This is a genomic window from Streptomyces sp. NPDC059788 (assembly GCF_042732265.1).
Lineage (GTDB): Bacteria > Actinomycetota > Actinomycetes > Streptomycetales > Streptomycetaceae > Streptomyces.
This window is the reverse complement of the sequence record NZ_JBHWHY010000014.1, coordinates 102,252-128,116: the sequence shown is the minus strand read 5'-3', so window position 1 is coordinate 128,116 and position 25,865 is coordinate 102,252. Positions and strand designations below refer to the sequence as shown.

At 73.5% G+C, this 25,865-nt stretch carries 19 protein-coding genes; 2 read left to right on the top strand and 17 right to left on the bottom strand.

Translation table 11 applies throughout. The features are described from left to right. Positions 1 to 11: 11 nt before the first annotated feature. Positions 12 to 1,262 carry an aminotransferase class III-fold pyridoxal phosphate-dependent enzyme gene (locus ACFV57_RS14810; protein ID WP_385230716.1) on the bottom strand — a complete coding sequence of 417 codons (1,251 nt, stop codon included), beginning with the start codon at positions 1,260 to 1,262 and terminating at the stop codon, positions 12 to 14. 164 nt (positions 1,263 to 1,426) lie between these two features. Here ACFV57_RS14810 and ACFV57_RS14805 point away from each other — a divergent pair, with 164 nt between their 5' ends. After that, on the top strand, positions 1,427 to 3,400 hold the full coding sequence (locus tag ACFV57_RS14805) for a hypothetical protein (RefSeq protein WP_385230713.1): 1,974 nt from the start codon (positions 1,427 to 1,429) through the stop codon (positions 3,398 to 3,400). 53 nt (positions 3,401 to 3,453) lie between these two features. On the opposite strand, the gene ACFV57_RS14800 is transcribed toward ACFV57_RS14805, so the two are convergent. From ACFV57_RS14800 to ACFV57_RS14735, 14 genes are all read right to left on the bottom strand, one after another. After that, positions 3,454 to 4,212, bottom strand: coding sequence for a PIG-L deacetylase family protein (locus ACFV57_RS14800; RefSeq protein ID WP_385230710.1), 759 nt, complete (start codon positions 4,210 to 4,212; stop codon positions 3,454 to 3,456). Next, positions 4,200 to 5,294, bottom strand: a complete 1,095-nt coding sequence (locus ACFV57_RS14795; protein WP_385230707.1) for a hypothetical protein — start codon at positions 5,292 to 5,294, stop codon at positions 4,200 to 4,202. The genes ACFV57_RS14800 and ACFV57_RS14795 overlap by 13 nt, the downstream gene beginning before the upstream one ends. Continuing rightward, complete coding sequence (locus ACFV57_RS14790; protein WP_385230704.1) at positions 5,291 to 5,980, bottom strand: histidine phosphatase family protein; 690 nt, start codon at positions 5,978 to 5,980, stop codon at positions 5,291 to 5,293. Before ACFV57_RS14790 ends, ACFV57_RS14795 begins: the two co-directional genes overlap by 4 nt. Then, positions 5,977 to 6,873, bottom strand: coding sequence for a radical SAM protein (locus ACFV57_RS14785; RefSeq protein ID WP_385230701.1), 897 nt, complete (start codon positions 6,871 to 6,873; stop codon positions 5,977 to 5,979). The genes ACFV57_RS14790 and ACFV57_RS14785 overlap by 4 nt, the downstream gene beginning before the upstream one ends. Positions 6,874 to 6,900: 27 nt before the next feature. Then, a complete protein-coding gene (locus tag ACFV57_RS14780; protein WP_385230698.1) occupies positions 6,901 to 8,541 on the bottom strand; it encodes a GMC oxidoreductase in 1,641 nt (546 codons plus the stop codon). 13 nt (positions 8,542 to 8,554) lie between these two features. Beyond that, positions 8,555 to 10,417, bottom strand: a complete 1,863-nt coding sequence (locus tag ACFV57_RS14775; protein ID WP_385230695.1) for an ABC transporter ATP-binding protein — start codon at positions 10,415 to 10,417, stop codon at positions 8,555 to 8,557. Further along, a complete protein-coding gene (locus ACFV57_RS14770; RefSeq protein ID WP_385230692.1) occupies positions 10,414 to 12,219 on the bottom strand; it encodes an ABC transporter ATP-binding protein in 1,806 nt (601 codons plus the stop codon). The genes ACFV57_RS14775 and ACFV57_RS14770 overlap by 4 nt, the downstream gene beginning before the upstream one ends. Continuing rightward, on the bottom strand, positions 12,216 to 13,466 hold the full coding sequence (locus ACFV57_RS14765; protein ID WP_385230689.1) for a glycosyltransferase family 4 protein: 1,251 nt from the start codon (positions 13,464 to 13,466) through the stop codon (positions 12,216 to 12,218). Before ACFV57_RS14765 ends, ACFV57_RS14770 begins: the two co-directional genes overlap by 4 nt. Positions 13,467 to 13,538: 72 nt before the next feature. Continuing rightward, on the bottom strand, positions 13,539 to 14,693 hold the full coding sequence (locus tag ACFV57_RS14760) for a 2-deoxy-scyllo-inosose synthase (RefSeq protein ID WP_385230686.1): 1,155 nt from the start codon (positions 14,691 to 14,693) through the stop codon (positions 13,539 to 13,541). Between the two features lie 56 nt (positions 14,694 to 14,749). Next, complete coding sequence (locus ACFV57_RS14755) at positions 14,750 to 16,024, bottom strand: DegT/DnrJ/EryC1/StrS family aminotransferase (RefSeq protein WP_385230683.1); 1,275 nt, start codon at positions 16,022 to 16,024, stop codon at positions 14,750 to 14,752. A gap of 80 nt (positions 16,025 to 16,104) precedes the next feature. Next, complete coding sequence (locus tag ACFV57_RS14750) at positions 16,105 to 17,112, bottom strand: zinc-binding dehydrogenase (protein ID WP_385230680.1); 1,008 nt, start codon at positions 17,110 to 17,112, stop codon at positions 16,105 to 16,107. A gap of 553 nt (positions 17,113 to 17,665) precedes the next feature. Then, positions 17,666 to 19,747: an iron ABC transporter permease gene (locus ACFV57_RS14745; protein WP_385230677.1), complete on the bottom strand. Its 2,082-nt coding sequence runs from the start codon at positions 19,745 to 19,747 to the stop codon at positions 17,666 to 17,668. Positions 19,748 to 19,769: 22 nt separating this feature from the next. Continuing rightward, entirely contained in the window at positions 19,770 to 20,747 is a 978-nt protein-coding gene (locus ACFV57_RS14740) for an iron-siderophore ABC transporter substrate-binding protein (protein WP_385230674.1), read from the bottom strand. Next, positions 20,744 to 21,697, bottom strand: a complete 954-nt coding sequence (locus ACFV57_RS14735; protein WP_385230671.1) for an ABC transporter ATP-binding protein — start codon at positions 21,695 to 21,697, stop codon at positions 20,744 to 20,746. Before ACFV57_RS14735 ends, ACFV57_RS14740 begins: the two co-directional genes overlap by 4 nt. A 179-nt stretch (positions 21,698 to 21,876) precedes the next feature. On the opposite strand from ACFV57_RS14735, the gene ACFV57_RS14730 reads away from it, so the two are divergent. After that, a complete protein-coding gene (locus ACFV57_RS14730) occupies positions 21,877 to 22,257 on the top strand; it encodes a hypothetical protein (protein ID WP_385230668.1) in 381 nt (126 codons plus the stop codon). Between the two features lie 81 nt (positions 22,258 to 22,338). On the opposite strand, the gene ACFV57_RS14725 is transcribed toward ACFV57_RS14730, so the two are convergent. After that, complete coding sequence (locus ACFV57_RS14725) at positions 22,339 to 25,254, bottom strand: M48 family metalloprotease (RefSeq protein ID WP_385230665.1); 2,916 nt, start codon at positions 25,252 to 25,254, stop codon at positions 22,339 to 22,341. Next, on the bottom strand, positions 25,251 to 25,811 hold the full coding sequence (locus tag ACFV57_RS14720) for a hypothetical protein (protein ID WP_385230662.1): 561 nt from the start codon (positions 25,809 to 25,811) through the stop codon (positions 25,251 to 25,253). Before ACFV57_RS14720 ends, ACFV57_RS14725 begins: the two co-directional genes overlap by 4 nt. Between the last annotated feature and the right edge of the window lie 54 nt (positions 25,812 to 25,865).

The window sequence follows — 25,865 nt, the reverse complement described above, 5'->3', positions numbered from 1 at the left end:
CTTACGGCCCGTCAGTCGTCCAGAAGGCGGCTGATCCACTCCCGGGTGGTCCGTTCGTCCCGCTCGGCCTCGCGCAGTCCGTCGATGACGTTCCAGGCCGCCTCGTAGCGGGCCGCCTCGCCCACCGGGATGTCCGAGGCGTAGGGCGCCAGCCGGTCGCACACGCGGGTGAAGCGGGCTTCGGCGTCGTCCAGGACGTCCGGCCCGAACGCCTCGGAGACTGCTTGGTTGTCGCCCCGGTAGAACAGCAGCCCTTCGTCCTCCGTCGCCCGCCACAGGGCCTTCTCCAGCTCCCGCGTGGCGGCCACGAACTGGAAGAACGAGCCGTCACCGGCCAGTTCCACCGGCAGCCCGGCCCCGGCGAGGGCCTTGCGGGCGTGGGTGAGGAAGCGTTCGCCCGCCTCGCGCACGGTCCGCTGGGGGGCGCCCGTGGCCATACGGGCGAGGGTGCGGTCGGCCGCGGCCAGGACGGTGGGCTCGAAGAAGGAGGTGTAGGACACCTCGCGCAGCGGCCTGAGCAGGGCGCGGGAGCCGCCGACCGCCGCCGTCGGGTAACCGTTGGCCATGCCCTTGGCGACCACCCACACGTCGGCGTCCAGCAGGTCAGCCGTGGACAGCCCGGGGCCGTAGCGCAGGCCCACCTTGACCTCGTCCACGATCAACGGGACGTCCGCGTCGGCGAGCAGGGCGCGCGCCCGCGCGTACCAGCCCGGCGTCAGGTGCATGTGGTCGGGCGAGACGACCACGGCGGCGATCCGGTCGCGGTCCCGCAACAGCCCGGCCAGCAGGTCGAGGTCGTAGAAGAAGTCGATGATCCCGTCCGCGTTGGGCTCCAGCGGCGCGTGCGGCGGCTGCCACATGGGGTCGTAACCGTGGTAGCCGGAGCTGAGGACCAGGGGCCGGCCGACGGATTCGCGCACCGCCAGCACGGCGGCGCGCACGGCCGAGGTGCCGGTGCGGAAGAGGCCGACGACCTCGCCGCCGCACAGCGCGAGCAGCCGCTCGGCGACGGTGTCGACCAGCGGGCTCCAGCCGGTGGCGGTGCCGGCCGCGCCGGTGGCGGCGCGGGCGACCGCCGCCGCGATCTCGGGGTCCCCGTGGCCCAGGACGACCGAACCCCGGGCGTTGTCGAAGTCGATCCACTCCTTGCCGAAGCTGTCGGTCAGCCGCGCGCCGCGCGCCGCGGTGAATATCCGGGGATTGCCTTCCGCGTCCTTGGGGCAGGTCGGCTTTTCGGCCAGCGTGGAGGAATTTCGCGTCATTGTCGGTCCTTTTCCTGGCGTGCTATTGATCGGAAGTCCGCGTCCCGGACACAGTCGTGGCCCGAACGGCCGCGAAAGGTACCGGAGCGCGAAAGGCCGGAAAACAAAACTCCGGAAACCTGAGCCGGAATCAAGGGTCGGACGAAGCGGGGAGAGGGGACATCGTGCGGACCACCGACGAGCGGTTCACCTACGGAGACGGAGGCGGCACTCCGGCCTTCCTCGGAACGGACGGCGGCGCCCCGCCACCGTCCGGCGTCACCCCGTCTCCGGACGGCGCCGCCGCGCCCCCCGCCGCGCCCGTACTGCCGCCGCTGCACCGGGCGTTCCTGGAGCACATCGTGCGGGACGGCGGCCCGGAGGCCCGGTACGCCTGCGCCTGCTTCGTCGAGCAGATCCTCGCCGACACGGCCGCGTGCCGGGCCGCCCCGGCTGCGGCGCACGCGCTCCTGGACGAGGTCCGGCGGGCGTGCCTGGCTCTGGCGGCGGCCGTGGCGGACGCCCCCGGGCAGGAGGCCTCCGTACCCTCGGCCGCCTTCCTCCAGCACGCCATGGCCTCCGCCGTGGCGCAGACCGCCGCGCTGTGGCGTGCCGGGGCGGCCCGGGACGACGCGACGGCGGAGGCGCTGCTGCGGCACGCGACGGACTGGAAGACGCCCGAGTGCTACGCGTACGACCTCGCCGACCTGTCGCCGGTCCACGGCCAGGCCACGACGTGGCTGCGGGAAACGGTGCCCCACGGGCCGGTGTTCGTGGTGGGGGTGCGTACGGGCGGCTCCTACCTGGCTCCGCTGTGGGCCGCTGCCGTCGCCGCGCGGGGGCGTCAGGCCGCCGCCTGGACGACGCTGCGTCCGCTGCGCCGGGCGGGGCGCGCCGAGCTGGTGCCGACGGAGACGGACCGGCTGCCGCGGGCGCTGCCGCCGGGGACGACGGTCGTCGCCGTGGACGACCAGCCGGATACCGGGAACACCGCCCGCGCCGTGCGCGACGCCCTGCGGCGGCGCTTCCCGGCCGCGCGCGACATCGTGTTCGCCTCCCCCGGGCGCGTGTACCACCTGGACGAAGACGGCCTGCGGCCCGTGGTGGAGACCTCGCCGGTGCGCACCGCGCCGCCCCGGCTGTGGCAGTCGCTCGCCCCCGCCGACGCGGACCGGCTGACGGCCCGCGCCAGGGCTCACGGTGTCCTCCCCGCCGACGGGACGCCCTACCGGCACGTCCCCTTCCGGGGCCCGTTCCATGAGCGCTACGGTCCGCCGGCCGGTTCCGCTGCGGACGCGGACGGCGCGGCGGCCGGGCCGGGGCCGCGCCGCATCAGCCCCCGCAACCGGCCGTTCTCGCTGGTCACGGATTCCGGGGAGGGCGGCGCGTACCACTTCCGGTTCGCCGGTACGGGTCCGCACGGCGCGGGGTGCGCCCAAGTACTGGACGCGTTGGGCGAGTTCCTGCCGCCCGTGCGCCATCACCTCGACGGCTATCTCGTCACGGCGCACGAGCCGGGCCTGCTCCCGCTGGGTCCCGCGCTGTCCGGGCCGTCCGGGCCGTGGCGCCGCCGGGCGCTGGACGCGGTGGTCCGCTACTGGCGGGGGCTGGAGGCCCTGGGCGGGCTGGGCGAGGTGGACCGGGCCGTCGTGCACGATCCCAGGGACCGGCTGGACGGCGCCCTGCGGCGGCTGCGGGACCGGCTGGACGGGCCGCTGCCGGTGGACGGGGCCTGGCTCGGCCGGCACCTGCCCCGCCGGGCGGAGCTGGGCGGCATCCGGGGCCGCCTGCTGCGGACGTCGCTGCCGTACTCGCACCAGGGCTGGCACTGGCGGGTGAAGGTGCCTGCCGGGGCGCACGAGCCGGTGGCCGTGCGCCGGTTCGGGCTGGACTGGGTCTGGGGCGGGGTCGGGTCGCTGGAGTCCGAGATCGCCTCGTTCGTGGTCGAGAACCGGCTGGACGGGGCGTGTCTGGACGAGCTGCGTGCGGCACTGGCCGACGACGCCCTCCTGGACGCCGCGCTGGACCTGGCCGGTGAGGCCCTGTGGTGGAACGTGAAGTCGTGGCTGCGGCGCTGCCCCGCGCCGGACGCCGCTGCCGCGCGGCGCATCCGGGAGGACCTGGACACCCTGGCCCGTTACGTGGCCGACGTGCGCTGACCCGGCCGCTGTGCGGCGGCCGGGCCCGAAGTGGCACGTGAGGCGGGGGCGGTTCACCGGGCCCGGCCGGCGGGGGCCGGTGCCCACACCCGTTCGGCACGGCCGCCGGGTGCGCTCCCGGCCGTCCGCCGCGCGTGCAGGGTCACTTCGCGGACGCATTCCTCGTCCGTCTGGCTGCCGTAGACGTACATGCCGCGCACCTTCTCCTGGAAGACGTGCGACACGTCGGTGGTCGCGTACGGGACGAGTCCGCGCTCCACCGTGAGCGTCTTCTCCATGTCCGCGGGCGCCTGGTGGGCGGCGTAGGGGAGGTCTTCGTAGTAGAGGCGCCGCACGCCGTCGTGCGCCGACTCCCGTACGGCGTCGTGCACCAGGCGGTGGTCGACGTGCCCGCCGACGGCTGCGGGCGCCAGCAGCAGGTCGGGCCGCAGGTCACGGACGGCTTCCGCGACCACTCGGGCGATGTGCTCGCGCGCCGGGTCGGCCGCCGGGTCCGCCGTCATCTCCGTGTCGTCGTCGTAGCCGCGCAGGCTCGCGTCGTCCAGGCCCAGCGGCACGTAGCGTTCCAGTCCGCGGGCACGGCAGTAGCGCAGTTCCTCCTCCCGCCGCCGGGCGCTGATCACGTCCGGGCCCGCCGCGCGCAGCCGTTTGGGCAGGGCCCAGGCGGAGCGGGTGAAGACGGTCAGCAGGACGGCGCGCGCGGCTCCGGCGCAGGCCGCGAGCGCGCCGCCGCAGGAGTAGGCCACGTCGTCCGGGTGCGGGGCGATCAGCAGGGTGCGGTGTTCGCGCAGTTCGGTGATCAGGTCCGGCATTGCGCCTCCTCGTGCCGGGCGCGGTCCCCGGTCGTGGTGATGAGCCGCGCGTAGCGGTGGGCGACCTCGTCCCAGCCGGTGAGCGAGCGCGGCAGGGGCCGTACCGACGCGCCTTCCGCGACGACCCGGTCCATCAGGTCCCCGATGGTGGCGGCGGTCAGCGAGGCGAAGCCGGGCAGCGCCCCGCAGTCGCCGAGGGTCGCGACGGGCAGGCCGAGCTGGACGGCCTCGGCCGCGGCGAAGTTGAAGGTCTCGTGGAAGACGGAGGGCAGCACGAACAGCCGCGCTCCCCCGTAGACCCGCTTCCAGTCCGTACGGATGTCGTAGGTGTCGAACACCTCGATGCCGCCGGACGCGGCCCGCTCGTGGACCAGCTCGCGGGCGGCCCGGCCCTGCCGCGACCAGGTGGCGAACACCACCCGGACCGGCAGCCGGGCCTCCAGGAGCCGTGTCAGGCAGCGTTCGGCGTCCTCGACGGGGGTCTTGCCGAGCTGGATGACGACGGGGCCGCCGACGTCGCGCAGGCTCTCGGCGGGCAGGTGGTCGGCCGCCCAGGGGATGTACGTGCGGTCGGGGAAGCAGCGGGTCCAGGGCAGGTCGCGCAGGAAGACCTCGCGCATGGGCCCGTCCGGATGGGCCGGCGTGGCCGGGCAGCCCGCGTCCTGGGCCGGTGCCGCGCCGGGGGTGTGCGCCGGGCACGGCGGCGGGGTGGTGAGGTCGGACGTCAGGTGGCTGACATCGTGCCAGATACGGGCCACCCGCCGGTGCAGCGCGGGAAGCCGCCGCCACTGATCGCCCCGGAACAGGGCGCTCTCCACCAGGGGGAAGACCGCGTCCGTGCGCTCCCGGGCCACCCGCTCCGCGAGCGCTTCCAGGTCGGCGCCCTCGGAGGAGAGGTAGAAGTCCGCCTGTACGCCGTGGGCGCGCAGGCCTTCGGCGAGGCTCCACAGGGCGGTCTCCACGCCGCCCCAGGTGTCGCAGGCGAAGCCCTCGTCGTAGATCTCGAACAGGGCCCGGGGGGCTGAGGACGACGGCGGGCCGCTGCCGTCGGCCGTCCGGCCGGGCACCGGTGGGCCGCTCACGCCGTCCGCGCCAGGTGGGTCTTCGAGTTGGCCACGACCAGGAAGCCGCATGGCTGCTCCGTTCCGTCCGTGGTGACGTCCACGGCCCTGTCGACGATGAACACGCCGGTGTTGCTGACCTTGAAGCGGGCCGAGAGCAGGACGGAGTCGTCCAGGCCCAGGAGTTCCAGCAGCAGCGCCTGGATGGTCTCGGCGTGGGAGACCAGCACGAATCCAGCGCCCGGCCGGTTCCCGCAGCGTTCGCGCAGGAACCGCCGGACCCGCGCGCGCTGCGCCGTCCAGCTCTCGACGCCGGCGATCTCCTCGCCGGTGCGCCGCAGCCGCTCTTCCAGGACGGCGTCCCATTCCCGCACCCGCAGCGGTCGCGGGAAGCGGTGTGGGGCGCGCGCCTCGGCCAGCCGCGGGTCGGGGACGGCGGCCAGGCCCAGGCGGCCGGCCAGCGGCTCGGCCGTGCGCCGAGCGCGCAACTGGGGGCTGGTGTAGAGGTGGTAGCCGCGCGCGCCGGGCGGGCCCGGCCAGGCGGCGCGGTCGCCCGCCAGGTGTCCGGCGAGCGCCCGTGCCTGCTCCTCCCCCAGCGGCGTGAGGTCGGCGTCGGCGTCGTGGGTGGTCATGAGGTCGTCGTCGTCGAGGACGTTGACGGCGGCCTGGGCATGGCGCACCAGCACGAACCGCTGTGCGGTGGTCATACGAGGGGCAGGGTGATCCGGCCCTCGGGGACCTGCATCCGCGGGCGGGAGTTGTTGAACTCCTGGTTGGCGATGCAGGTGCCGCAGGGCCAGTTGTCGAACTCCCGTACGTCGCCGAAGTCGTGGTACAGGTGCTTGGGGACCGAGTAGCAGTCGCACTTGACCATCTCGATGCGGTCGTCGGAGACCGAGTAGTTGTAGCCGTTGGAGATCTGGTCGCAGACCGCGTCGCGCTTGCCGGTCTCGAAGATGTGGTTCCAGCGGCGGAAGTACTCGGACGGCGCGAGGAACTCGGCGGGGTGCAGGTCCTCGTAGCGCAGGTTGACGGTCAGCGGGCGGCCCTTGAAGGCCAGCAGCGGCATGAAGTGCAGCAGGCCCTTGTAGTTGCGGGAGGACAGCAGGTCGATGAACTCGTTGACCTCCTCCAGGCTCTGGTCGTGGTAGACCATCTGGAGTTCGGCGTCCAGCTCGACGGCGGTGTCGACGATGCGGTCGACCTGTTCCTGGGACAGTCCGCGTTTGGCGTTCATCCGGGCGGTGTGGCCGTCGACGGAGAAGACCCACATCAGGTTCTCGCGGCCCTCCAGACAGCGCGGCAGGCGGGTGCCGTTGCTCAGGACCTCGATGTGCCAGCCCTCGGCGGCGCGGCGCTGGAGGTGGTCGAGGATCTTGGGGTAGAGGGCGATCTCACCGTTGGACTCCACGCGAAAGAGCGTGTTGCCGGGCTCGTACCGCTCGAAGATCTTGTCCAGGGAGGCGTTGGTGGCGACCTGGTCGACCTTGATGGCCTTGACTTCGCAGTAGGTGCAGCGCAGGTTGCAGGCGCCGTCGATGACGATGTTGCGGTAGGTGCGGATGCGCCGGGTGCGCGGCGGCCATACGACAGGTTCCATGATCGGTGTCTCCTCTTGCGTGCCGGGTCACACGTGGGCGGCGCGGTCGGCCGCCAGGTGGGAGGCGATGGCCCTGCTGGTGCGCAGGGCGTGGGCCTGGATGGTGAGGGTGGGGTTGAGGCCACCCGGGTACGGCATGAAGCTGCCGTCCACGATGTAGACGTTGTCCGCGGAGTGGACGCGTCCCCAGGCGTCCACCACGGAGCGGGCCGGGTCGTGGCCGGCCCGGCAGGTGCCGTGCAGATGGGAGCTGCCCTGGGTGAAGCCGGTGCTCCGGCGGCGGATGCCGCGGGCGCCGGCCGTGCGCAGCAGGCGTTCGCAGCGTCCGGTCATGTAGCGCAGCCGGTCCAGGTCGCGGGGGTCGGGGGTGTAGTCGATGACCACGGCCGGCATGCCGTCCTCGTCGAGATGCTCGGAGAGTCCCACGCGGTTGTCGAGGCTGGGGTGGTCGGCGAGGATCGTCTCGATCCTGAGTTCCAGGGCGTCGTGGACGAGTTTGTGCTGCTGGTCGCGCTTGGACTCGTAGATCAGGCCGCCGAATCCGCTGGGGCAGTCGGGGTCGAGGTAGTGGTCGAGGAAGGCCACGGTGGAGAAGGGGCCGGTGTTGGTGCGGGGGTCGGCGAGGACGGCGGGCTCGGCGTCCACCGTGCCGCTCACGTACTCGCTGAGCTTCATGCACAGGCCACGGCCGACCATGTGGGAGTGGTTGCCGACGCCGTCGGGTGAGTACGGAGTGCGCGAACGCAGCAGCAGGGCGGCGCTCTGGATGGCGTTGCAGGCCACGACGTGGACACGGGCGCGTATCCGGTGCGCCTGGCCGGTCTGCCGGTCCAGGCAGCGCACCGCGGCGACCTCGCCGGAGCGGTCCTGTTCCAGGCGCAGGGCGCGGACCCCGGTGCGCAGGGCGAAGTTGGGGTGGGCGGCGAGGGGTGCGAGGAAGACCGAGACGACGTCGCCCTTGGCGCCGGTGGGGCACAGATGGCTGACGCACAGGGAGTCGCGGTTGCAGGCCGCCCGGCCGTCGTGGGGGTCGCGGTTGATGGCCAAAGGGGTGGGGAAAGGGCGGTAGCCCAGGGACTCGCCCGCCGCGCGCAGGACGCGGGCGGCCGGGGAGGGCTGGTGGGCGGGGCCCCGGCTGTGGCGGCTGCCGCGGGCGGTGCCGGGCGCGTCGCCGCCGCACACGCCGAGGCGGCGTTCGAGCACTTCGTAGTAGGGGGCGAGGTCGGCGAGGGTGTAGGGCCAGCGGACGTCCACGCCGTCGGTGTGGACGAGTTCGCCGGGGTCGAAGTCGAAGGGCCGGTAGCGGAAGGAGGCGCCTCCGTAATAGACGGTGCCGCCGCCGAGGTTGGAGGTGGTCCAGGGCCAGCCCTCGTCGGTCCAGTTCCCGTCGTCGTCGCGGGCGAGGGCCTGCCGGCTCAGGGACTCGGCCTCGTCGAGGCCGACGTGCGGGGCGAGCCGGAAGCCCTCTTCGATCATGAGGACGTCCAGGCCCTGGCGGACCAGGCGGTCCGCGGCCACCGCGCCGCTGGCCCCGCTGCCGATGACGCAGACGTCCCAGACGCGGTCGGCGGCTTCGGGGCCGAGGCCGTCGCGGTGGGCGGGGCCGAGCGGTGCCGGGTGGCGGGCGGCGGTGTTCTCCAGCGGCGAGGGTCCCCGCAGGCGCTCCATGCGATGCCTTTCGTCAGTGGTCCGAGGGGTGGTGGGCGCGCCGGTCGGTGGCCGACAGCCAGCTGCGGTGCAGCCGGGCGAAGGGGCCGTCGCCGGTGGCCAGGACCGCGGGCGGCCCGTCCTCGACGACGGCGCCGTCCTCCAGCACCAGCACGCGGTCGGCGATGGCGACCGTGGTCAGACTGTGCGCGATGATCAGTGCGGTGCGGCCGGTGAGCACCCGGTCGAGCGCGGTGTGGACGGCGCGCTCGGAGGGGGCGTCCATGCTGGAGGTGGCCTCGTCGAGGACGAGGACGCGCGGCGCGGCGAGCATCGTGCGGGCCAGCGCGACGAGTTGGCGCTGTCCGGCGGAGAGTCCGGCCCCGCGTTTGCGTACGTCGGTGTCGTAGCCGTCGGGCAGGGCGGCGATGAAGGTGTGCGCGCCGACGGCCCGTGCCGCCTGGCGGATCTCCTGGGGCGTGGCGTCCGGGCGGCCCAGGGCGATGTTGTGGGCCACGCTGCCGGAGAACAGGAACGGCTCCTGGGGGATCAGGGCGATGTGGGTGCGCAGTTCGGGGTCGGCGACGTCGCGCAGGTCCACCCCGTCCACGGTGATCCGGCCGTCCGCCGGGTCGTAGAGCCGCGCCAGGAGCTTGGCGAGCGTGGACTTCCCGGCGCCGGTGGTCCCGACGAGGGCGACGGTCTGCCCGGGAGCGAGGTCCAGGCTCACGCCGTCCAGGACGTACGGCGATCCGGGGGCGTAGCAAAAGCGCACGTCCTCGAAGCGGACCCGGCCGGGGGCGGCCACGGCCGGCAGGGACACCGGCCGGTCCGGTCCGGGGAGGGTGTCGGGGGCGTGGAAGAGCAGGCCGATGCGCTCCAGTCCGGCCGAGGCGGCGGAGAAGGCGTTGGCGAAGGAGGCCAGTTCGTCGATGGGGTCGTAGAGGCGGTGGACGTAGAGCAGGAACGCGGCGAGGGTGCCGGCTTCCAGCTGCCCGTGGGCGATGCGGACGGCGCCGAGGGCCATCAGCAGGGTGAGCGAGAGGTTGCCGATCAGTTTGACGCCGCCGCTGAAGATGGCGCTGACGCGTCCGGAGGCGGCGCGCGCCGTGGCGTAGCCGGTGTCCAGCCGCCGCAGTTCGGCGGCGTTGTCGTGCTCCTTGCGGAAGGCCTGGACGGCCTTGATGCCGTTGTACGCCTCGCCGGTGTGCCGCACGATGTGCTCGGTGGCGCCCCGGGTGCGCCGGTAGGCGGCGCGCGAGCGGCGTCGGAACCAGCGGGTGAGCAGGTACAGGGGGACGAAGAGCGCGAGGACGACGGCGGCCATCGGCAGGTCCAGCCAGATCATCACGGTGATGATGCCGACCATGGAGAACAGGGCGGAGAACAGTCCGTCCAGCCCCATTTCCAGGACTTCCTCGACGGATTCGACGTCGCTGGACAGGCGGGCGACGACGCTGCCCGAGGGGGACGCCTCGTGGAAGGACAGCGGCAGCCGCAGGGCGTGGCCGAAGGTGCGGTGCCGCAGGTGGAACAGCAGGCTCTGGGCGATGGCGCCGGAGTAGCGCAGGAAGCCGTACTTGAGGGTCGCGGTGGCCAGGCCCGCCGTCAGGGCCAGCGAGGCGTAGGTGGTGAGGGGGCCCCAGTCGCCGTCCGTCGCGGCGGGCAGGCCGCGGTCGATGGCGGCGGCGATCAGGAGCGGGGTGATGAGGCTGCTGAGGTTCTCCAGCAGGGCCAGGCCGACGGCGAGGGCCAGCCGGCGCTTCTCGGGCCGCAGGAAGGTGCGCAGCAGACGGTTGCGGCGGTCGCGCAGCAGCCGGTCGGAGTCGGTGTCCGCCGGACCGCCGGGCGTGTCCTGGGTGCGCGGCCGGGCGGCGGTGGCGGTGTCGTCGGTCATCGGGCCCGGACCTTCCGTGCGGTGCCGTTGCGCGGGGTGCCGTCCGGTACCGCGGAGGCGGTCACCGGGGATTCGAGCAGGTCGCGGTAGGCGGCGTGGGTGGCCATCAGCTCGTCGTGGGTCCCGGTGGCGGCCACGCGTCCGTCGGCGATGAGCGCGACCCGGTCCGCCAGGCGCAGGGTGGCCGGGCGGTGGGCTACGAGGACGGTGGTGACCTGGCCCAGTACGGTGCGCAGGGCGGCCTCGACCTCGCGCTCGGTGTGCACGTCGAGGGCGGACAGGGCGTTGTCGAGGACGAGAACGGCGGGTCCGGGGAGTACGGCGCGGGCCAGTGCCAGGCGCTGGCGCTGTCCGCCGGACAGGCCGGTGCCCTCCTCGCCGATGCGGGTGTCCAGTCCTTCGGGCAGGGCCGCGACGAAGCCGTCGGCGTGCGCCACGCGCAGTGCCGCGTGGACGCTCTCGTCGTCGTGGGTGCCGTCCGGCAGGCCGAGGGCGACGTTGTGCCGGACGGTGCCGGAGAACAGCACGGGGTCGTCGAAGGCGCAGGTGACCGCCGAGCGCAGGTCGTCGAGGCCGAGGTCGCGCAGGTCGGTGCCGTCGAGGGTGATGCGTCCGCCGGTGGGGTCGTCCAGGCGGGTCAGCAGGGAGACCAGGGTGCTCTTGCCGGAGCCGGTGGCGCCGACGAGCGCGAGGGTGGTGCCCGGGGGCACGGTGAGGTCGATGCCGCGCAGGATGGCGTCACTGCCCTGGGGGTGGCGGTAGTGGACGTTCTCCAGTCGTAGTTCGCCGCGCAGCGGGTGCGGCAAGGGCCGCGGGTTCGCGGGGTCGCTGACGGCGAGGGGGATGTCGCGCACCTGCCAGTAGCGGGTGGCCGCGGCGGCGGCGGTGCTGGCGTCGGCGACCAGCCAGCCCAGGGTGTCGGCCGGCCAGCGCAGGTAGGTGGCGACGGTGATGGCCGCCATCAGCACGCCCAGGGTGAGGTGGCCGGTGGCCACGCTGTACCCGCCGTATCCCATCAGGGCGACGATGCCCAGCTCGGGCAGGGCGGTGGCGGTCCACCACAGGGCGGCGGTCAGGGAGATCTTGCGCAGTTCCGTGCGGCGCAGGGCACGGGCCTGCGCCGTGAAGCGGCGTACGGTCTCGGGGCAGCGGCCGAAGGCCTTGAGCACCCGGATGCCGGAAACCGACTCCTCGACGGTGGTGGTGAGATCGCCGCTCTGCTCCTGGGCGCTGCGGGCCACGGTGCGAAAGCGCTGTTCGAAGAAGACGGTGGCGACGACCATGGGCAGGTAGGTGACGAGCACGACCAGGGCGAGTACGGGTGAGAGCCAGGCCAGCACGCCCAGACCCGCCACCAGGGCCGCGACGTTGACCAGCAGGTACACGGCGGAGAACGCGAAGAACCGGCCGATCTCGGTGACGTCGGAGACCGTTCTGGACAGCAGCTGCCCGGAGCTCCAGTGCGAGTGGAAGGACGACGGGAGCCGCTGGACGTGCTGGAAGAGGCGGGCGCGCATCGTGGTCTCCAGATGCGTCGCGGGGCGTACGACCAGCAGCCGGCGGGCGCCCAGCAGGACCGCCTCGACGGTCCCGAGCAGCGCGAACCCCGCGATCAGGCCCGGCAGCGCCCCCATGTCCCGGTGGGCGAGGGGTCCGTCGATCAGGCGCTGGAGGACCACCGGCATGGCCAGTCCGGCCAGCATCGAGCCGAGGGCGGCGCCGAAGGCCCCGGCCATGAACCAGCCGTGCGGGCGCAGGTGGTGCAGGCAGCGCCACAGCGATCCGGTGCGGGCGTCCCTCACCGTACGGCCCCCTTCGTGCGCAGGACGCGGCGGTAGTGCGCCAGCGCCCGGTCGGTGGCGGCGCCGCTGCCGTACTCGGACGCCAGGCGCTGCCGGGCACCGGCGACCAACTGCCTTACCCGTTGCGGTTCCTGTACGGCTTCGCGGACGGCTCGGGTGAGGTCGGCGATGTCGCCGCGCGGCACGAGCAGACCGGGGGTGACCCCGCCGACCGTCTCGCGCAGGCCGCCCACGGCGTACCCGGCGACGGGGGTGCCGCACATCATGGCTTCGATGGCGCTGCCGCCCAGCTCCTCGTGGGCGGAGGGCATCACCAGGACGCTCAGCGCCGTCATGACGGCGGGGATCTCGGCGTGCGGCAGGAAGCCGGTGAACCGGAAGCGGTCGGTCAGGCCCGCGTCGGCGACGGCCTTGCGCATCCGGTCGCCCTGCGGCCCGTCGCCCACCACCAGGAACACCGCCGCCCCGGCCCCCGGCCCGGCACGCCACCGCGCGGCCATGGCCACGAAGTCGCGCCAGCCCTTCTCGTGCGCGACGCGTCCCACGTAACCGATCACGGGCGCGCCCTCGGGCACGTCGAGCTTCCGGCGGAGGGCCCCGGCGGCTCCGGGCTGCGGGCCGAACTCCCCCACGGAGTCGGGTACGACGTCGATGAGGGAGCGGTCCATCGGCAGGGCGCGGGCGACGACGTCCGCGGTGCGCGCGGTCAGGGTGGACACCCCGGCCGCGTGCCGCACGGTGTGGCGCTCGACGGCGCGCACCAGCCGGTGCTGTATCCGGTCGAGCCGGGACATCGGCTCGTACACGGCCAGCCGGGAGCAGTGCAGCGTCAGGCAGTAGGGGGCGCCCACGAGACGGGCCGCCAGCGGCCCGGCGAGCAGGGCCCACAGCTGTCCGTCGGCGTGCACGTGGATGAGGTCGGGGCGCCACCGGCGGCCCAGCCTGGCGCACGCGGCCAGCGCCCCGATCAACCACGCCTGGTTGAGGCCGACCAGCCCGGTCAGCTCCGAGCGCAGTCTCGGCAGCGGCGCGCGGGTGATCCGCACCACCAGGCCGGGCCGGTCCCGGCGCCACCGGGGCAGGCCGGGAAAGCCCACGGTCATGACCTGCTGGTCGACGCCGCGGTCGGCCAGTTCCCGCGACAGGCGCAGGATCTGCACCTGCATCCCGCCGACGGCGTCGTACTCGGCGGGCCAGTTCTCGACCTGGTCGTGGTGGAAGAACGGGGTCAGCCGCAGCACGCGCACGAGAACTCCCCAGGGAGGAAGGGACGGTGAGGAAACGGGAACGCGGGCGGGCGGCGCACGGGCCGCCGTGCGTCAGACGGGGACCGCGGCCCGGTGGCCGGCGCCGGGGAGGCCCGGACCGGCCAGGGCGTCCACCGTCTCGTTGAGTACGTCGAGCGGTACGGGCACCAGGGGCATCGCGCCGGTGCGCAGCGGCTGTCCGGGGCCGGAGAGCAGCACCATGGGGGTGGTGGCCGCCTCGCAGTCCAGGTAGCCGCGCTTGTTGTCGTAGGTCAGCCAGTTCTTGACGTCGTCGGTGCGCACGCACCCCGGAACGACGTGTTCCAGGCCCGCCTTGGCGATCAGTTCGCGGTGCAGGGCGACGAAGGAGGCGGTGGCGTGGCCGAGCCGGCGGGAGACCTCGGCGGCGATCACCATGCCGACGGCGACGCCCGCGCCGTGGGCGACCTCGCCGCGGGCGGCGTGCTCGATGGCGTGGCCGGCGGTGTGCCCGTACTCCAGGACCAGGCCGTCCCGGCGCTCGTGCTTGTCGGCGCCGGTGACGTCGGCCTTGGCGGCGACGCTCTCGGCGATGATCCAGCGCAGCGCGTCGTCGCCGTAGCGCGCGTCGGGGCGCAGGAGTTGGGCGAGCCGCTCGGTCATGGCGGGGCGGATGGCGAGGGCGTTCTTGACCACCTCGCCCATGCCGGAGCGCAGTTCCCGTACGGGCAGGGTGCGCAGCATCGCCGTGTCGGCGAGGACCTCGGCGGGCTGGTAGAAGGTGCCGACGAGGTTCTTGCCGAAACTCGCGTTGACCGCCTGCTTCAGCGAGAGCACGGAGTCCAGCATGGCGACGACGGTGGTCGGCACGTGCACCAGCGTGATGCCCCGGAAGAGCAGCGCGGCCAGCAGTCCGGCGATGTTGCCGGTGATGCCGCCGCCCAGGGCCACGACGACGCTGCGCCGGTCGGCGCCCGCGCCCAGGGCCTGTTCGGCCAGCGCGCCGACGGTGGTGACGTCCTTGTGCACCTCGCCCGCCTCGTGGGTGAGCAGGACGGCCGGGCCGGCGTCCTTCTCCAGGCGGGCCACGAGGTCGTGTCCGTAGAGCGCGGCCACGGTGGTGTCGCAGACCACGAGGTAGCGGCTGGCGGCGCGGTCGCCGAGCCGGGCGACGATCTCCTCGGCGCAGTCGGTGCCGAGCCGGTAGGGAAAGGTGGCGTCTTCCATGGTGATGGCCGTGACGTGCATGTTCACCCCGATTTCTGCGGCGGATCGCGGAACGGTCCCAAGGCGGTGCTGCGGTCTCATCCGGTCAGGTCGGCGCCGTGCCGCAGGACCTTGCCGAACGCCGCCGCGATGTCGCGCATGTCGTTCTCGTCACCGAGCAGGGCGGCATGGTGGAGGGTCAGGACGCGCCGGGCGGCGGCCTCGGCCACCGGCAGCTCGAAGCGCTTGGGGTCGGTCAGTGCCTGGTGCTCGACACCGAGCGCGTAGCGTCGGCGGCTGCCCGGGTCGTACAGCCGGTTGCGGGTGATCGGCGCGTACGACGGTGCGACGGTGAGCCCCAGTTCGGCGCTGAGCGCCCTGGCCACGGTGGTGATGCCGACGTGGGTGAGGTGGTCCTCGGGCAGCCGGGCGGCGTAGGTGTAGTGGGTGCGGGTGCTGGTGCCCTCGGAGGTCTCCTGGGGGACGTAACCGGACGCGCGGAGCAGGCCGTCGAGGAGAGCGGCGTTGCGGCGGCGGATCGCGTGCTGGCCGTCGAGCTCCTTGAGCTGTTCGGTCAGCAGGGCCGCCTGGAACTCCGACAGGCAGCGGTTGTTGCCCATCAGCTCGCCGGTCTCGACCAGTTCCATCTCACCGGGCGCGGGGCGCTGTCCGGCCAGGCAGCGGCCGTCCGCGCGCAGGTGTTCCACCCGGCGCGCGAAGTCGGCGTCCTGGGTGACGACCGCGCCGCCCTCGCCGCTGGTGAGCATCTTGCTGTGCTGCATGCTGAAGGTGCCGGCCGTGGCGAGCGCGCCGACCTTGACGCCGCGGTAGGCGGCGCCGTGCGCCTGGGCGCAGTCCTCGATCAGGGGCAGCGAGTGGCGCTCGGCGAGCGCGGTGAGGGCGTCCATGTCGGCGACCGCCGAGTAGAGGTGGACGACGACGATGGCCTTGGTGCGTTCGGTGACGGCGGCCTCGACGGCAGCGGGGTCCAGGCACAGGGTGCGGGGGTCCACGTCGCAGAAGACGGGTACGGCGTTGACGCCGAGGATGGTGGAGCCGGACGCCACCCAGGACAGTCCCGGCACGATGACCTCGTCACCGGCGCCGACGCCGCACGCCTCCAGGGCCAGCATCAGGCTGGCGGTGCCGCTGGCGGCGGGCACGCAGTGGGAGACGCCGTTGTACTCGGCGAACGCGCGGGCGAAGCGCCGCTCGTGGGAATCGGTGCCCCGGTAGGGCCCGCTGATGGACCAGCGGCCCGAGGAGAGCACCTGCTGCACCGCCTCGGCCGCGCCGGCCGCGGGCCGGGGCCACAGGGGCCAGGGCCGGGTGCGTACCGCGCTGCCGCCTTGCACTGCCAGGGATTGCGCCATCGGATCGTCCTTCCTGAGCATGGGACCGGTGGGGGCGGCGGGGACCGCCCCTGGGCGTGCGACGGAACCTGCCGGTGCGGTCAAGTGCGGAGGTTGAAGAACGAGCGGGTGTTGCCGTCGGCGCGGCGCAGGGCCACGTCCAGGGCCCGGTCGTGGTCCTCCAGGGCGAACTCGTGGCTCAGCAGGGGCTCCACGTCGACCGCGCCCGACGCCAGCAGTCCGATCGCCTCGCCGAAGCGGGTGCCGGGGCCCATGGACGCCTGGAGCGTCAGCATCTTGATGACGATGTGCTGGGGCGCCATCGGCCCGGTCTCCTCGACGCGGTAGCCGACGAGTCCCACCCGTCCGCCAGAGCGGACAGCTTCGATGGCCTCCTGCACGGCCGACGGGTAGCCGGACGCCTCCAGGACGACGTCGGGCCGCAGTTCCGGGCGTTTCTCGACGAGCGCGACGAGGTCGCCCGGCTCACCGCCGACGGTGGCGGCCACCCCCAGGGAGGCAGCCGCCTCCCGCCGCTCGGCGACGGGCTCGGCGAACGCGGTGACCTCTCCCCCGCGCTGCCGGACGGCCAGCGCGAGCAGCAGGCCGATGCCGCCGGCGCCGGTGATGGCCACCTTCTCCCCGGGGGCGACGGCCAGCCGGTCCACGGCGTTGAGCGCCACGGCCAGCGGCTCCACCTGGCACGCCGCGCGCAGCGACGTCCCCGCGGGCAGCCGGTGCAGGTTGGCGGCCGGAATGGTCATGTACTCGGCGCACGCGCCGTCCCGGGTGAACCCCAGCTCCTGAAGGTCCCCGCAGAGCGTGGGCTTGCCCTCGGCGCAGTGCCGGCAGGTCCCGCAGGAGCAGGTGAGGTCTCCGACCACGTCGACGCCGACCAGCCCGTGGTCGGCCCCGTTGACGTCCACCACGGTGCCGCTCCACTCGTGCCCCGGCACGACGGGGTAGGTGGAGCCGTGCCAGACCCCCTTGTAGAAGGAGAGGTCGCTGCCGCAGACCGAGTTGTACGCGAGGCGCACCAGCGCCTCTCCCGGGGCCGGCTCCGGCAGGTCGCGCCGGATGAGCACGGCTCGCTCGGGAGCTTCGAACATCAGGGCTTTCATCGTGCTGGACCTCCGTGTCCACGAAACCGAGCAGGTGCCGGGCGAGGGCGGGCTGATGAGAGGCGGACGAACGCCGCGCGGAGCTGGGCGGTGGCGCTGAGCGGGTGACGGGCAGGCGGTGCACAGGTGTGGGGCGAGGGCCGGACGAGAGCTGAGCAAGGAGTGACTGCCGTGAAAGCTGTCCGCTCTTGTGAACGGAATGCCTGGTGAGCGTACGCCAAGCCGTAGGCATCTTGTCAACTAAAACGGATAACGAGCCGGACGAACCCCGGCCCACCCGCCCGGCAGCGGGTCACCACGGGGTCTCCGGACCCCCGGCGCCGCGTGCCGGCGTACGAATGAGCGGGGTTGTCCCGGCGCACCGCCGCCATCGCGCGGTATCGGTGCGGTCGCTACGGGCGGCGTACACCGCGCAGTTGGGCGCCGGCGCGCCGACCGGCCGCATGCGCCGCCGCCCGCTTCGCCGCCGGAACGACGCGGCCCCTCCGGCTCCGCGTCATGGCGGGCCGAAGGGGCCGACGAGTGGTGAACGGGCCGCGGTTCAGCGGGAGTTGGCTCCCCTGGTCCGGATCAGCAGCCACAGGAAGTACGGCGTCCCGATGACCGCCGTGAGCAGCCCCGCACCGAGTTGGGCCGGCGCGATGACCGTACGGCCCACGGCGTCCGCCGCACCCACCAGCACCGCGCCCAGCAGCACCGCCACCGGCACCACCCGTACGTGCCGGCGCCCCACCAGGGCGCGCGCGGCGTGCGGGGCGACCAGGCCGACGAAGGCGACGGTCCCGGTGACGGCGACGGCCGTCCCGCTCAACAGGACGCCCAGCGCCAGGAATCCGAGGCGCGCCCGGGGTAGTCCCAGCCCCAGCAGCCTCGGACTGTCCTCGTCGAGCGAGACGAGGTCGAGTTCGGTGCGCCGCAGGACCGCCACGACGACCGCCACGACGAGGACGACGGCGAGCGGCAGCAGGTCGGGCAGGGTGCGCCCGTACGTCGAACCGGACAGCCAGGTCAGCGCCTTGGTGGCGTTGAACGGGTCGGTGAGGACGATGACCAGGCTGATCAGGGCGGCGCTCGCGGTGGCGACACCCATACCGACCAGGACCAGGCGGTTCTGCCGGAAGCCGCCGCGCGCGGACAGTCCGAAGACGACCGCGGCGGCGAGGGCCGCGCCCGCGAAGGCCGCGCCGGCTATACCCACCGGCCCGGCCCCGGGCGCCGCCGTCACCAGGATCACCGCGCCCAGCGCGGCCCCGCCGGAGACGCCCGTGACGCCCGGTTCGGCGAGCGGGTTGCGGGTCACCGCCTGGACCAGGGTGCCCGCCAGCGCGAGAGCCGCACCCGCGAGCACGGCGGCGAGCACCCGGGGCACCCGGGTGTCGAGGACGAAGGAGACCGCCCGGCCGGCCCTGCCCTGCGCCCAGTTCATCACGTCGCCGAGCAGCAGCTTGGAATCGCCGAGCAGTACGGCGGCGACGGCCACCGCGATCAGCACCGCCACCAGCGTCCCGGCCACGGTCAGGAAGACGGCCCGGCTGCGGATGCGCAGCCGGTCGGGCGGGGCGGCGGCTCCGGTGTCCCGGCCCCGGGTCGCCAGCGTCACCAGGAAGACGGCGCCGACCAGGCTCGTCACCACGCCGGTCGGCACGGCCACCGCCACGTCGGACGGCACCAGGGCCCGCAGGGCGACGTCCGAGCCGAGCACCAGAGCCGTACCGGTCAGCGCGGACAGCGTCACGTTCGCCCGCGTCCGGATCAGACCCCGGTAGCGGCGCGCCAGCAGGCGTACGACGGCCGGGGCGCACAGTCCGACGAAGCCGATCGGCCCGGCGAGGGTGACGGCCGCGGCGGACAGCAGCGCGGCCAGCACGACGGCGGTCACCCGGGTGGCCCGTACCGGTACGCCGAGCCCCCGCGCGGCGTCGTCGCCGAGCGAGAGGGCGTCGACCCGGCGGGCGGCCAGCAGCAGTCCGGCCAGCCCCACGACGATGAGCGGCAACATCCACAGCACGCCGCCGAAACCGTTCTGCGCGATGCTGCCCTGGTTCCAGGCGTACAGCCCCTCCGTCCGCTCGGGGAACAGCAGCAGCAGTCCCTCCGTGACGGAGCCGAGGCCGAGGGTCAGGGCGCTGCCCGCCAGCACCAGCCGTACGGTCCCGGCTCCCAGGCCGGACAGCCCGAGCACGACGGCCGCCGCCGCCAGGCCGCCGACGAAGGCGACGCCGGAGGAGGCGAGCAGCGGCAGCGAGACGCCGGTCGTGGCGACCAGCCCGAGCGAGAGGTAGGAACCGGCGTTGACGGCGAGGGTGTCGGGGGCGGCGAGCACGTTGCGGCTGACGGCCTGGAGGGCGGCGCCCGCCATGCCGAGCGCCGCGCCGACGAGGAGTCCGGCGGCCATGCGCGGCAGCCGTGAGGCGACGACGACGGAGGAGTCGGCCGCGTCGGCCCGCCCGGTGAGCGCCTTCCACACCTCCGCGGCGCCGACGCCGGAGGTGCCCTGGGCGATGTCGACGACCGCGAGGACGGCGATCAGCACGACGAGCACGGCCGTCACCGCGACCGCGCCGCCTTTCCGGGGTGCCGGTGCCGTGGTGGGGGCGGAGGGAGCGGTGGTGGTGACGGCCATGATGTCTACGCGTGCCTCGCCGTCACTTCTTCAGCGCGGCGACGACGGAGTCGACGTACGACTCCATCGACGCGGTGCCGCCGAACATCCACACACCGTCGGGCAGCCGGTGCACCTTGCCTCCCTTGACGAACGGCAGCGACTTCCACACCGCGTTGTCGGCGAGCACCCCGGTGAACGGCGTGGCGCCCTTGTCGTCATCGCTGCCGATGTACGCGAACTCCACGTCACCGAGCTTGGTCAGTCCCTCGACATCGGTCTTGGCGAGCCCGGAGCCCGGCTCGGCCTTCACCTTCCAGGGGTTCTCCAGCCCGAGCCGGTCGTTCACCGCGCCGAGCAGCGAACCGCGGGTGTACGGCCGGATGGTCACCTGGCCGCCGGTCACGTACCCGTCCGCGAAGGCGAACTTCGTGCCCTTGCGTCCGGCCTTCTCCAGTTCCCGCCGGCCCTCGGCGAGCTTCGCCTCGAAGCCCTTCTTGAGCTTGGCGGCCTGCTCCGTGGTGCCCGTGGCCTTGGCGATCAGGTCCAGTTCCCCGGTCATCTGCCCGATCGGGTCGGTGTCGTCGGCGGACTTCAGGTCCAGCACCGGGGCGATCTTGCGCAGCTGCGTGAGGGCGGCCTTGGGCAGGTCGCTGGTGGCGACGATGAGGTCGGGCGCGAGCGCGGCGACGGTGTCCATGCTCGGCTCGCCGCGCAGGCCGATGTCCTTCGGCTCGTTCTTCAGCGGTGCGGCCCGGTCCCAGGTCTTGTATCCCTTGACGTCGGCGACACCGGCCGGCGCGACGCCCAGCGAGACCAGGTGCTCGACGACGTTCCACTCGGTGCCGACGACCTTCTTGGCGGGCCCGTCCAGCTCCACCTTCGTACCGGAGGCACCGGTGAGGGTGATGTGACCGCCGGACTTCTTCGACTGGTCCGCGGCGGGCTGAGTCGTACCGCACGCGCTCAGGGCGAGCGCGGCGGCGGTGGCCGCGGCGGCGGTGAGGAGGAGTCGTCTCATGAGGTGGCACTGAGCCTTTCGCTGTGCGCGTCGCGCGCGTGGTGCTTGCTGTCTTGGGGTGGGGTGTCGTCCCGGGGCGGTTGGCCGGGTGGGGACGGGTCGCCGTCCGGCGTCCGGCGCGTGTGGTGCCGGCCGATCGCGCGGGTGCGCAGCCGCCCGGTCAGCGGATCGGTGGAGACCTCGATCCGGATGCCGTAGGTGTCCGTCAGCCGCTCCGCCGTGAGCACGTCCTCGGGCGTTCCGTCCGCGATCACCCGTCCCGCCCGGAGCAGCACGATCCGGTCGGCGACGGCCGCCGCCTGGTCCAGGTCGTGCAGCACCACGCCGACGGCGATCCCGTGGTCGTCCGCCAGGTCCCGTATCAGGTCCAGCAGTTCCACCTGGTACCGCAGGTCGAGGTAGGTCGTCGGCTCGTCCAGCAGCAGCACGCCGGTCTCCTGCGCGAGGCATCCCGCGAGCCACACCCGTTGCAGCTGGCCGCCGGAGAGGTGCTCGACACCGCGCTCGGCCAGCTCGGCGACGCCGGTCATCTTGAGCGCCCGCTCCACCGCGGCGCGCCCGCCCGGGTCGGCCCGGCCCCAGCGCCCGCGGTACGGATACCGCCCGAATTCCACGACGTCCCGGACGGTCAGCCCGCTGGGCGTGGGCCGCCCCTGGGGCAGCAGCGCCACGTGGCGGGAGAACTCGCGGGGCGTCAGCGCGAACCCGTCCGTCCCCTCGTCGAGGTCCAGGGCCGCGCTCCGTGCCCGCTGCAGCCGCGACACGGCCCGCAGCAGCGTCGACTTGCCGCTGCCGTTGGGCCCGACCAGTACGGTCACCTGCCCCGGCAGCAGCTCCAGGCACGCCTCGTGCACGACATCGACACCGTCGTACGCCACGGTGACGCCCGTGGCGGCGAGGGTGTGGCCGCGGGAACGCGCGGCCCGGGAGAGTTCTTCACCGACCTTCACGACGCAGAGGTTAGCCTAACCTAACCTTGGCTGAAAATCGCCGGGTGCCGCTGCCGCCGCACACCCGCACCACGGAAGACCGCCTTCACCATCGCCCACTCCCGTCTGATACAGGTGGTGGGGAGTTACGCGCGCCCCTGTTCCCCGGGCGCGCCGGGCCATTGATGACAGGAGGGGTTATGAAGTGGACCAAAGGCATGGCGACGCTCGCGGCTACGGTGCTGGCGGCCGGCACCGTGACATTCGTGGGGGCGGGGAGCGCCGAGGCCGCTTCCTCGTGCCCCGGAAAACGGATCAAGCGGGTCAGCTACGACACCGGCTGGACCGACCTGTATTCCAGCAAGAACTACAACTGCGTCATCACCCATAACCGCAAGCCGGGCGTGAAGTACCACATGGGCGCCTATCTCACGGTGGTCGGCGGGACGAAGAAGCAGGACTACGGCTACTACACGAAGCATGCGGGCCCGGTGAAGCTCTACACCAAGGGCGCCTGCGTCAACTTCGGCGGCAAGGTGGGCAATACGGGAGACGACGGCAAGTACCACTGCGGCAAGTAGTTCCAAAAATCGCCGGGAGCAGCGCGCCGTAGGCACGGTACGGGGCGGCGGAAGGGCGGCCGAAGCCGCCCTTCGCACCCCTCACTTGGCCTTCGAGTCGGCCGCCCGGTAGATCCGCCGATAGGTGTTGCCGACGCCGAGCATCCCGTTCTTGATCTCGCTGAGGGAAGCGGTGAAAAGCCGCGCGCGCTCCGCATCCGTACGGTGCGGCCCGCCCTTGGGCGGGATCAACGCCGCCTGGCAGTTCCGGGTTCCGCCGCGCACCTGCCGCAGTGCGTCCGACCACGCCTTGTCCAGGTCCGGCACGGGTACGGGGAAGTAGTCCAGGGCCTCGTCCACCTGCTTGCCCAGGGCGCCGCACACCCGGTGGAACGCCTTGTCGTCCGCGCCGACCTTTCCGTTCGCGTTCCGCTTCTGGGCGACGGTCCTGATGATCTCGGAGTTCAGGGCCAGCACGGCGCTGTTGATCTGCCGCATGTGCCCGGCCCCGCCGCCGTCCATCCAGGACCAGGTCTGCCACAGACGCACTTGGGAAGACGGCGTCGTAGGCGGGGTACGCCCCGGCTTCCTGCCCGGATCGGCCGTGCTCTGCCCGGGCCGGGACAACAGGGGTGAAGCGGGCGCCGGCATGCTCGTCACGGCAGCGGCCAGCAGCACGGCGGGGACGCCGAGCGCCAGGACCGTACCCGCGCCGACGAGCCTCGACAGCGCCGGACGCCGGCGAACCGGCGCGGCCGGCTCCCGGGGCGCTGCCAGGGGCGGGGCGGGGGCCGGCGCCGGCTCCGCGGGTACGGTCTCGGCCCGCCTCCGCCGCACCCGGCGGATCAGTGCCGCCGCGCCCGCGCCCACCAACGCCGCGCAGGCCGAGCCGAGTACGGTGCTGATCAAGGTGAGAAGGACGACCGCGCGATCGACGTTCAGGCCGTTCCCGGGATGCCATTGGCAGGCGTCGAACACGGGGTTCAGCGGCCCCAGGCAGCCGTCGGCGGAGTACAGCAGGAACACCCCGGCGTACGCCACCAGTTGCGTGACCTGCGCGGCGATCAGCGCCCGCAGCAGCCCGTACCGCCGGGAAAAGGCAGCCACGAACGCGGCCGTCAGCAGGCAGGCGGCCATGACCGCCACGATCGTCCACCACATATGGACGACGAGGACGGGGCCGGTGCGCGCTTGGGCGGTGCCCGGCCGCTGGACGTACATCGCGTACGACGCGAGGGCCAGACCCGCCCAGGACACGAGCCCGCCCGCAAGACCGGCGCCCAGTGTCCGGCGCACCCGCAGCCCCGCGCCCGCGCGCTGAAGTAGCAGGAGAACGAGCGGTACGAGCCACATCAGGACCGTGGCGGCACCGGCGGCCCGCGTCGTGTGCAGCGGCGTGATCAGCGCCATGCCGAGGGAGAGGGCCGACATGTCCGTGCCGTAGTGCTGTGCGAAGCCCGGAACGGTCCCGGCGTAGAGGTCGGCCGCCTGCCCGCCGCCCAGATCGCTGCCTCCCATGGCGATCCGCCGGCCTCCCAGCTGCCACCACCGCAGGCCGCACCACAGCACCGCCGTGGTCACCAGCGCGCAGAGCACCACCGCCGCCCGCCGCAGCCCCCGCTTCGGCAGGCCGAGGGACAGCCGCAGGGTCAGGGACCACCACACCGTGGGCACGGCCGCGATGAACAGGAACGCCAGCAGGTACTGGGGCTGCGGCATGAGCCAGTCGACCCGATGACGGCCGCTGCCCACGAACTCGCCGACGAGCAGACCGCAGCCCAGCCAGAGCCCGGCGACCGCGCCGGAACCGGTACGCCCGGCCGCCGTACGCACGGCCCGTACGACCGGCAGGCCCACAGCCAGGCAGACCGCCGGGGCCACCGTCAGAACCGCGAGCCACAGGGCCGTGCCGGAACCCAGGAACGTGAGCGTCCCCATCGCGCTGTACAGCAGCGATGCCGAGGCGCCGGTGAGGAACATTTCCAGGGGGCTGACCCGGGAGAGGCGGCCGGGGTCGGCGAGCGCCTGCCGGCGTTCCGCCCAGCCCGGATGCGTCCGCAGCAGCGCGGAGAAGCGGTGCAGGAAGGAGAGCATGGCGCCGGGCGGATCGGGCCGGTTCCAGCCGTCGGGGCACGCGCCCCACGCCACCGCCTGGATGTCGGCGTAATGTTCGCGCCGACGCAGCAGGTCGGCCCGGGCCAGATGGACCAGGCCCGCCAGCAGGATTCCCGACGCGGCGGAGGCGAAGACCAGGGACGCGGCGTCGGGCCACCACGGCGAACCGGTACCGGACAGGGCGAGGACGACGATCCAGGCGTCCAGGGCCAACGTGGGCACCAGGGCGAACAGGACGAAGACCCGCCACAGCGCCGTACTGGCGTACGCGTAGTCCACGTCGCGGTGGTGGACATGGGCGAGTTCGTGCAGGACCACGGCGCGGAAGCCCGCGAGATCGGTGCCGCGCCGGGCCAGCAGGCCCGCGTGCAGGCAGACGGTGTAGCTGCCGGTACGGCCGTGGACGGCGGCGCCGGACGTCATCCGGGCCGGATCGACCCGGAAGCGAAGAGCCGAACGGATTCCGGTACGCCCGAGCAGCGCGGCCAGCTCCGCGCCCAGCGTGCCGTCCGCGTCGACCTCGGCGACGGCCACGGTCCGGCGCCACCTGTCGCGCAGCTTCGGCAGGAACCAGTACACCAGCGCGGCCAGGGCGAACAGTCCCAGGGTCGCGAGCACATCCCGGTAGGGACCCTCCATATGATCGGCGAAACACTTGCTCAGAAGCCCGCCGCGCCGCATGGTCGCCTGGAGGTTGTCCAGGTCGCTGCCTCCCGGGTCAAAACCCGCCGCGTACAGACAGCCCATGAAGCCGCGCAGCTGACTCGCGCTGTCGCGCCGGCCCAGGGCGGCCGAGAGCAGGGTGTGGAACATGGGGACGCTCGACGCCGTCACCAGGACCATCAGCAGCGCGAAGCGGGCGCCGGTCCCGGTGACGCTCCTGAGCGCGGCGAAAGGTTTCACGAGGCGCCCGGCGGCCGGGAGGAGTCGGGGTCGTGGGGCCCGTCGGGCACGTCGCGGGCATCGGGGCTGTGGGGCGCGTCGGGCGCTTCCGGTGCCGCAGGCTCCTCCTGACCGCGCCCCGTCGCGATCCGCGCCACGACGCTGTCCGCCAGGGCCTCGGCCTCCCGGCGTCCGATGCCGCGCTCGGCCGCCCGCTCCAGGATGTGTGTGCGTACGAGCGCCAGCTCGGCGGGCCCCAGCCCGGGCAGCACCCGGTCCGGCGCGGCCGGAGGCCGGCGCAGCAGTCGGCGCACCCCCGCCCGGCCGCGCGCCGTCACGCTCTCCACGGCCGCGTCGACGCCACGGCGGGCCGCCTGGTCGAGGACCAGCCACACCACAGGCGTGACCAGCGCGGCCAGTTCGGCGTAGCCGAAGCCGAGGGGTTCCCGGTGCTGTTTGCGCCGGGTGAGGGTCCTGACGACCCGGTCGTCGTCGAGCCTGCGCAGGCTGTCGACGAGCGGCAGCTCATGCGCGGCCCGCTCCGCCACCACCTCGCGCACCACGTCACGTACCAACACCGTGAGCAACCCCCGTCGTTCACCAGCTCGTCGAACCCATTGGAGCACGATTCG

Bases quoted from the DNA above. Each gene is read 5' to 3' on its own strand.
- ACFV57_RS14750 (WP_385230680.1), bottom strand. From the start codon at position 17,112: ATGTTCGAAGCTCCCGAGCGAGCCGTGCTCATCCGGCGCGACCTGCCG.
- ACFV57_RS14780 (WP_385230698.1), bottom strand. From the start codon at position 8,541: ATGGAGCGCCTGCGGGGACCCTCGCCGCTGGAGAACACCGCCGCCCGC.
- ACFV57_RS14760 (WP_385230686.1), bottom strand. From the start codon at position 14,693: ATGCACGTCACGGCCATCACCATGGAAGACGCCACCTTTCCCTACCGG.
- ACFV57_RS14740 (WP_385230674.1), bottom strand. From the start codon at position 20,747: ATGAGACGACTCCTCCTCACCGCCGCCGCGGCCACCGCCGCCGCGCTC.
- ACFV57_RS14745 (WP_385230677.1), bottom strand. From the start codon at position 19,747: ATGGCCGTCACCACCACCGCTCCCTCCGCCCCCACCACGGCACCGGCA.
- ACFV57_RS14730 (WP_385230668.1), top strand. From the start codon at position 21,877: ATGAAGTGGACCAAAGGCATGGCGACGCTCGCGGCTACGGTGCTGGCG.
- ACFV57_RS14755 (WP_385230683.1), bottom strand. From the start codon at position 16,024: ATGGCGCAATCCCTGGCAGTGCAAGGCGGCAGCGCGGTACGCACCCGG.
- ACFV57_RS14790 (WP_385230704.1), bottom strand. From the start codon at position 5,980: ATGACCACCGCACAGCGGTTCGTGCTGGTGCGCCATGCCCAGGCCGCC.
- ACFV57_RS14810 (WP_385230716.1), bottom strand. From the start codon at position 1,262: ATGACGCGAAATTCCTCCACGCTGGCCGAAAAGCCGACCTGCCCCAAG.
- ACFV57_RS14775 (WP_385230695.1), bottom strand. From the start codon at position 10,417: ATGACCGACGACACCGCCACCGCCGCCCGGCCGCGCACCCAGGACACG.
- ACFV57_RS14800 (WP_385230710.1), bottom strand. From the start codon at position 4,212: ATGCCGGACCTGATCACCGAACTGCGCGAACACCGCACCCTGCTGATC.
- ACFV57_RS14785 (WP_385230701.1), bottom strand. From the start codon at position 6,873: ATGGAACCTGTCGTATGGCCGCCGCGCACCCGGCGCATCCGCACCTAC.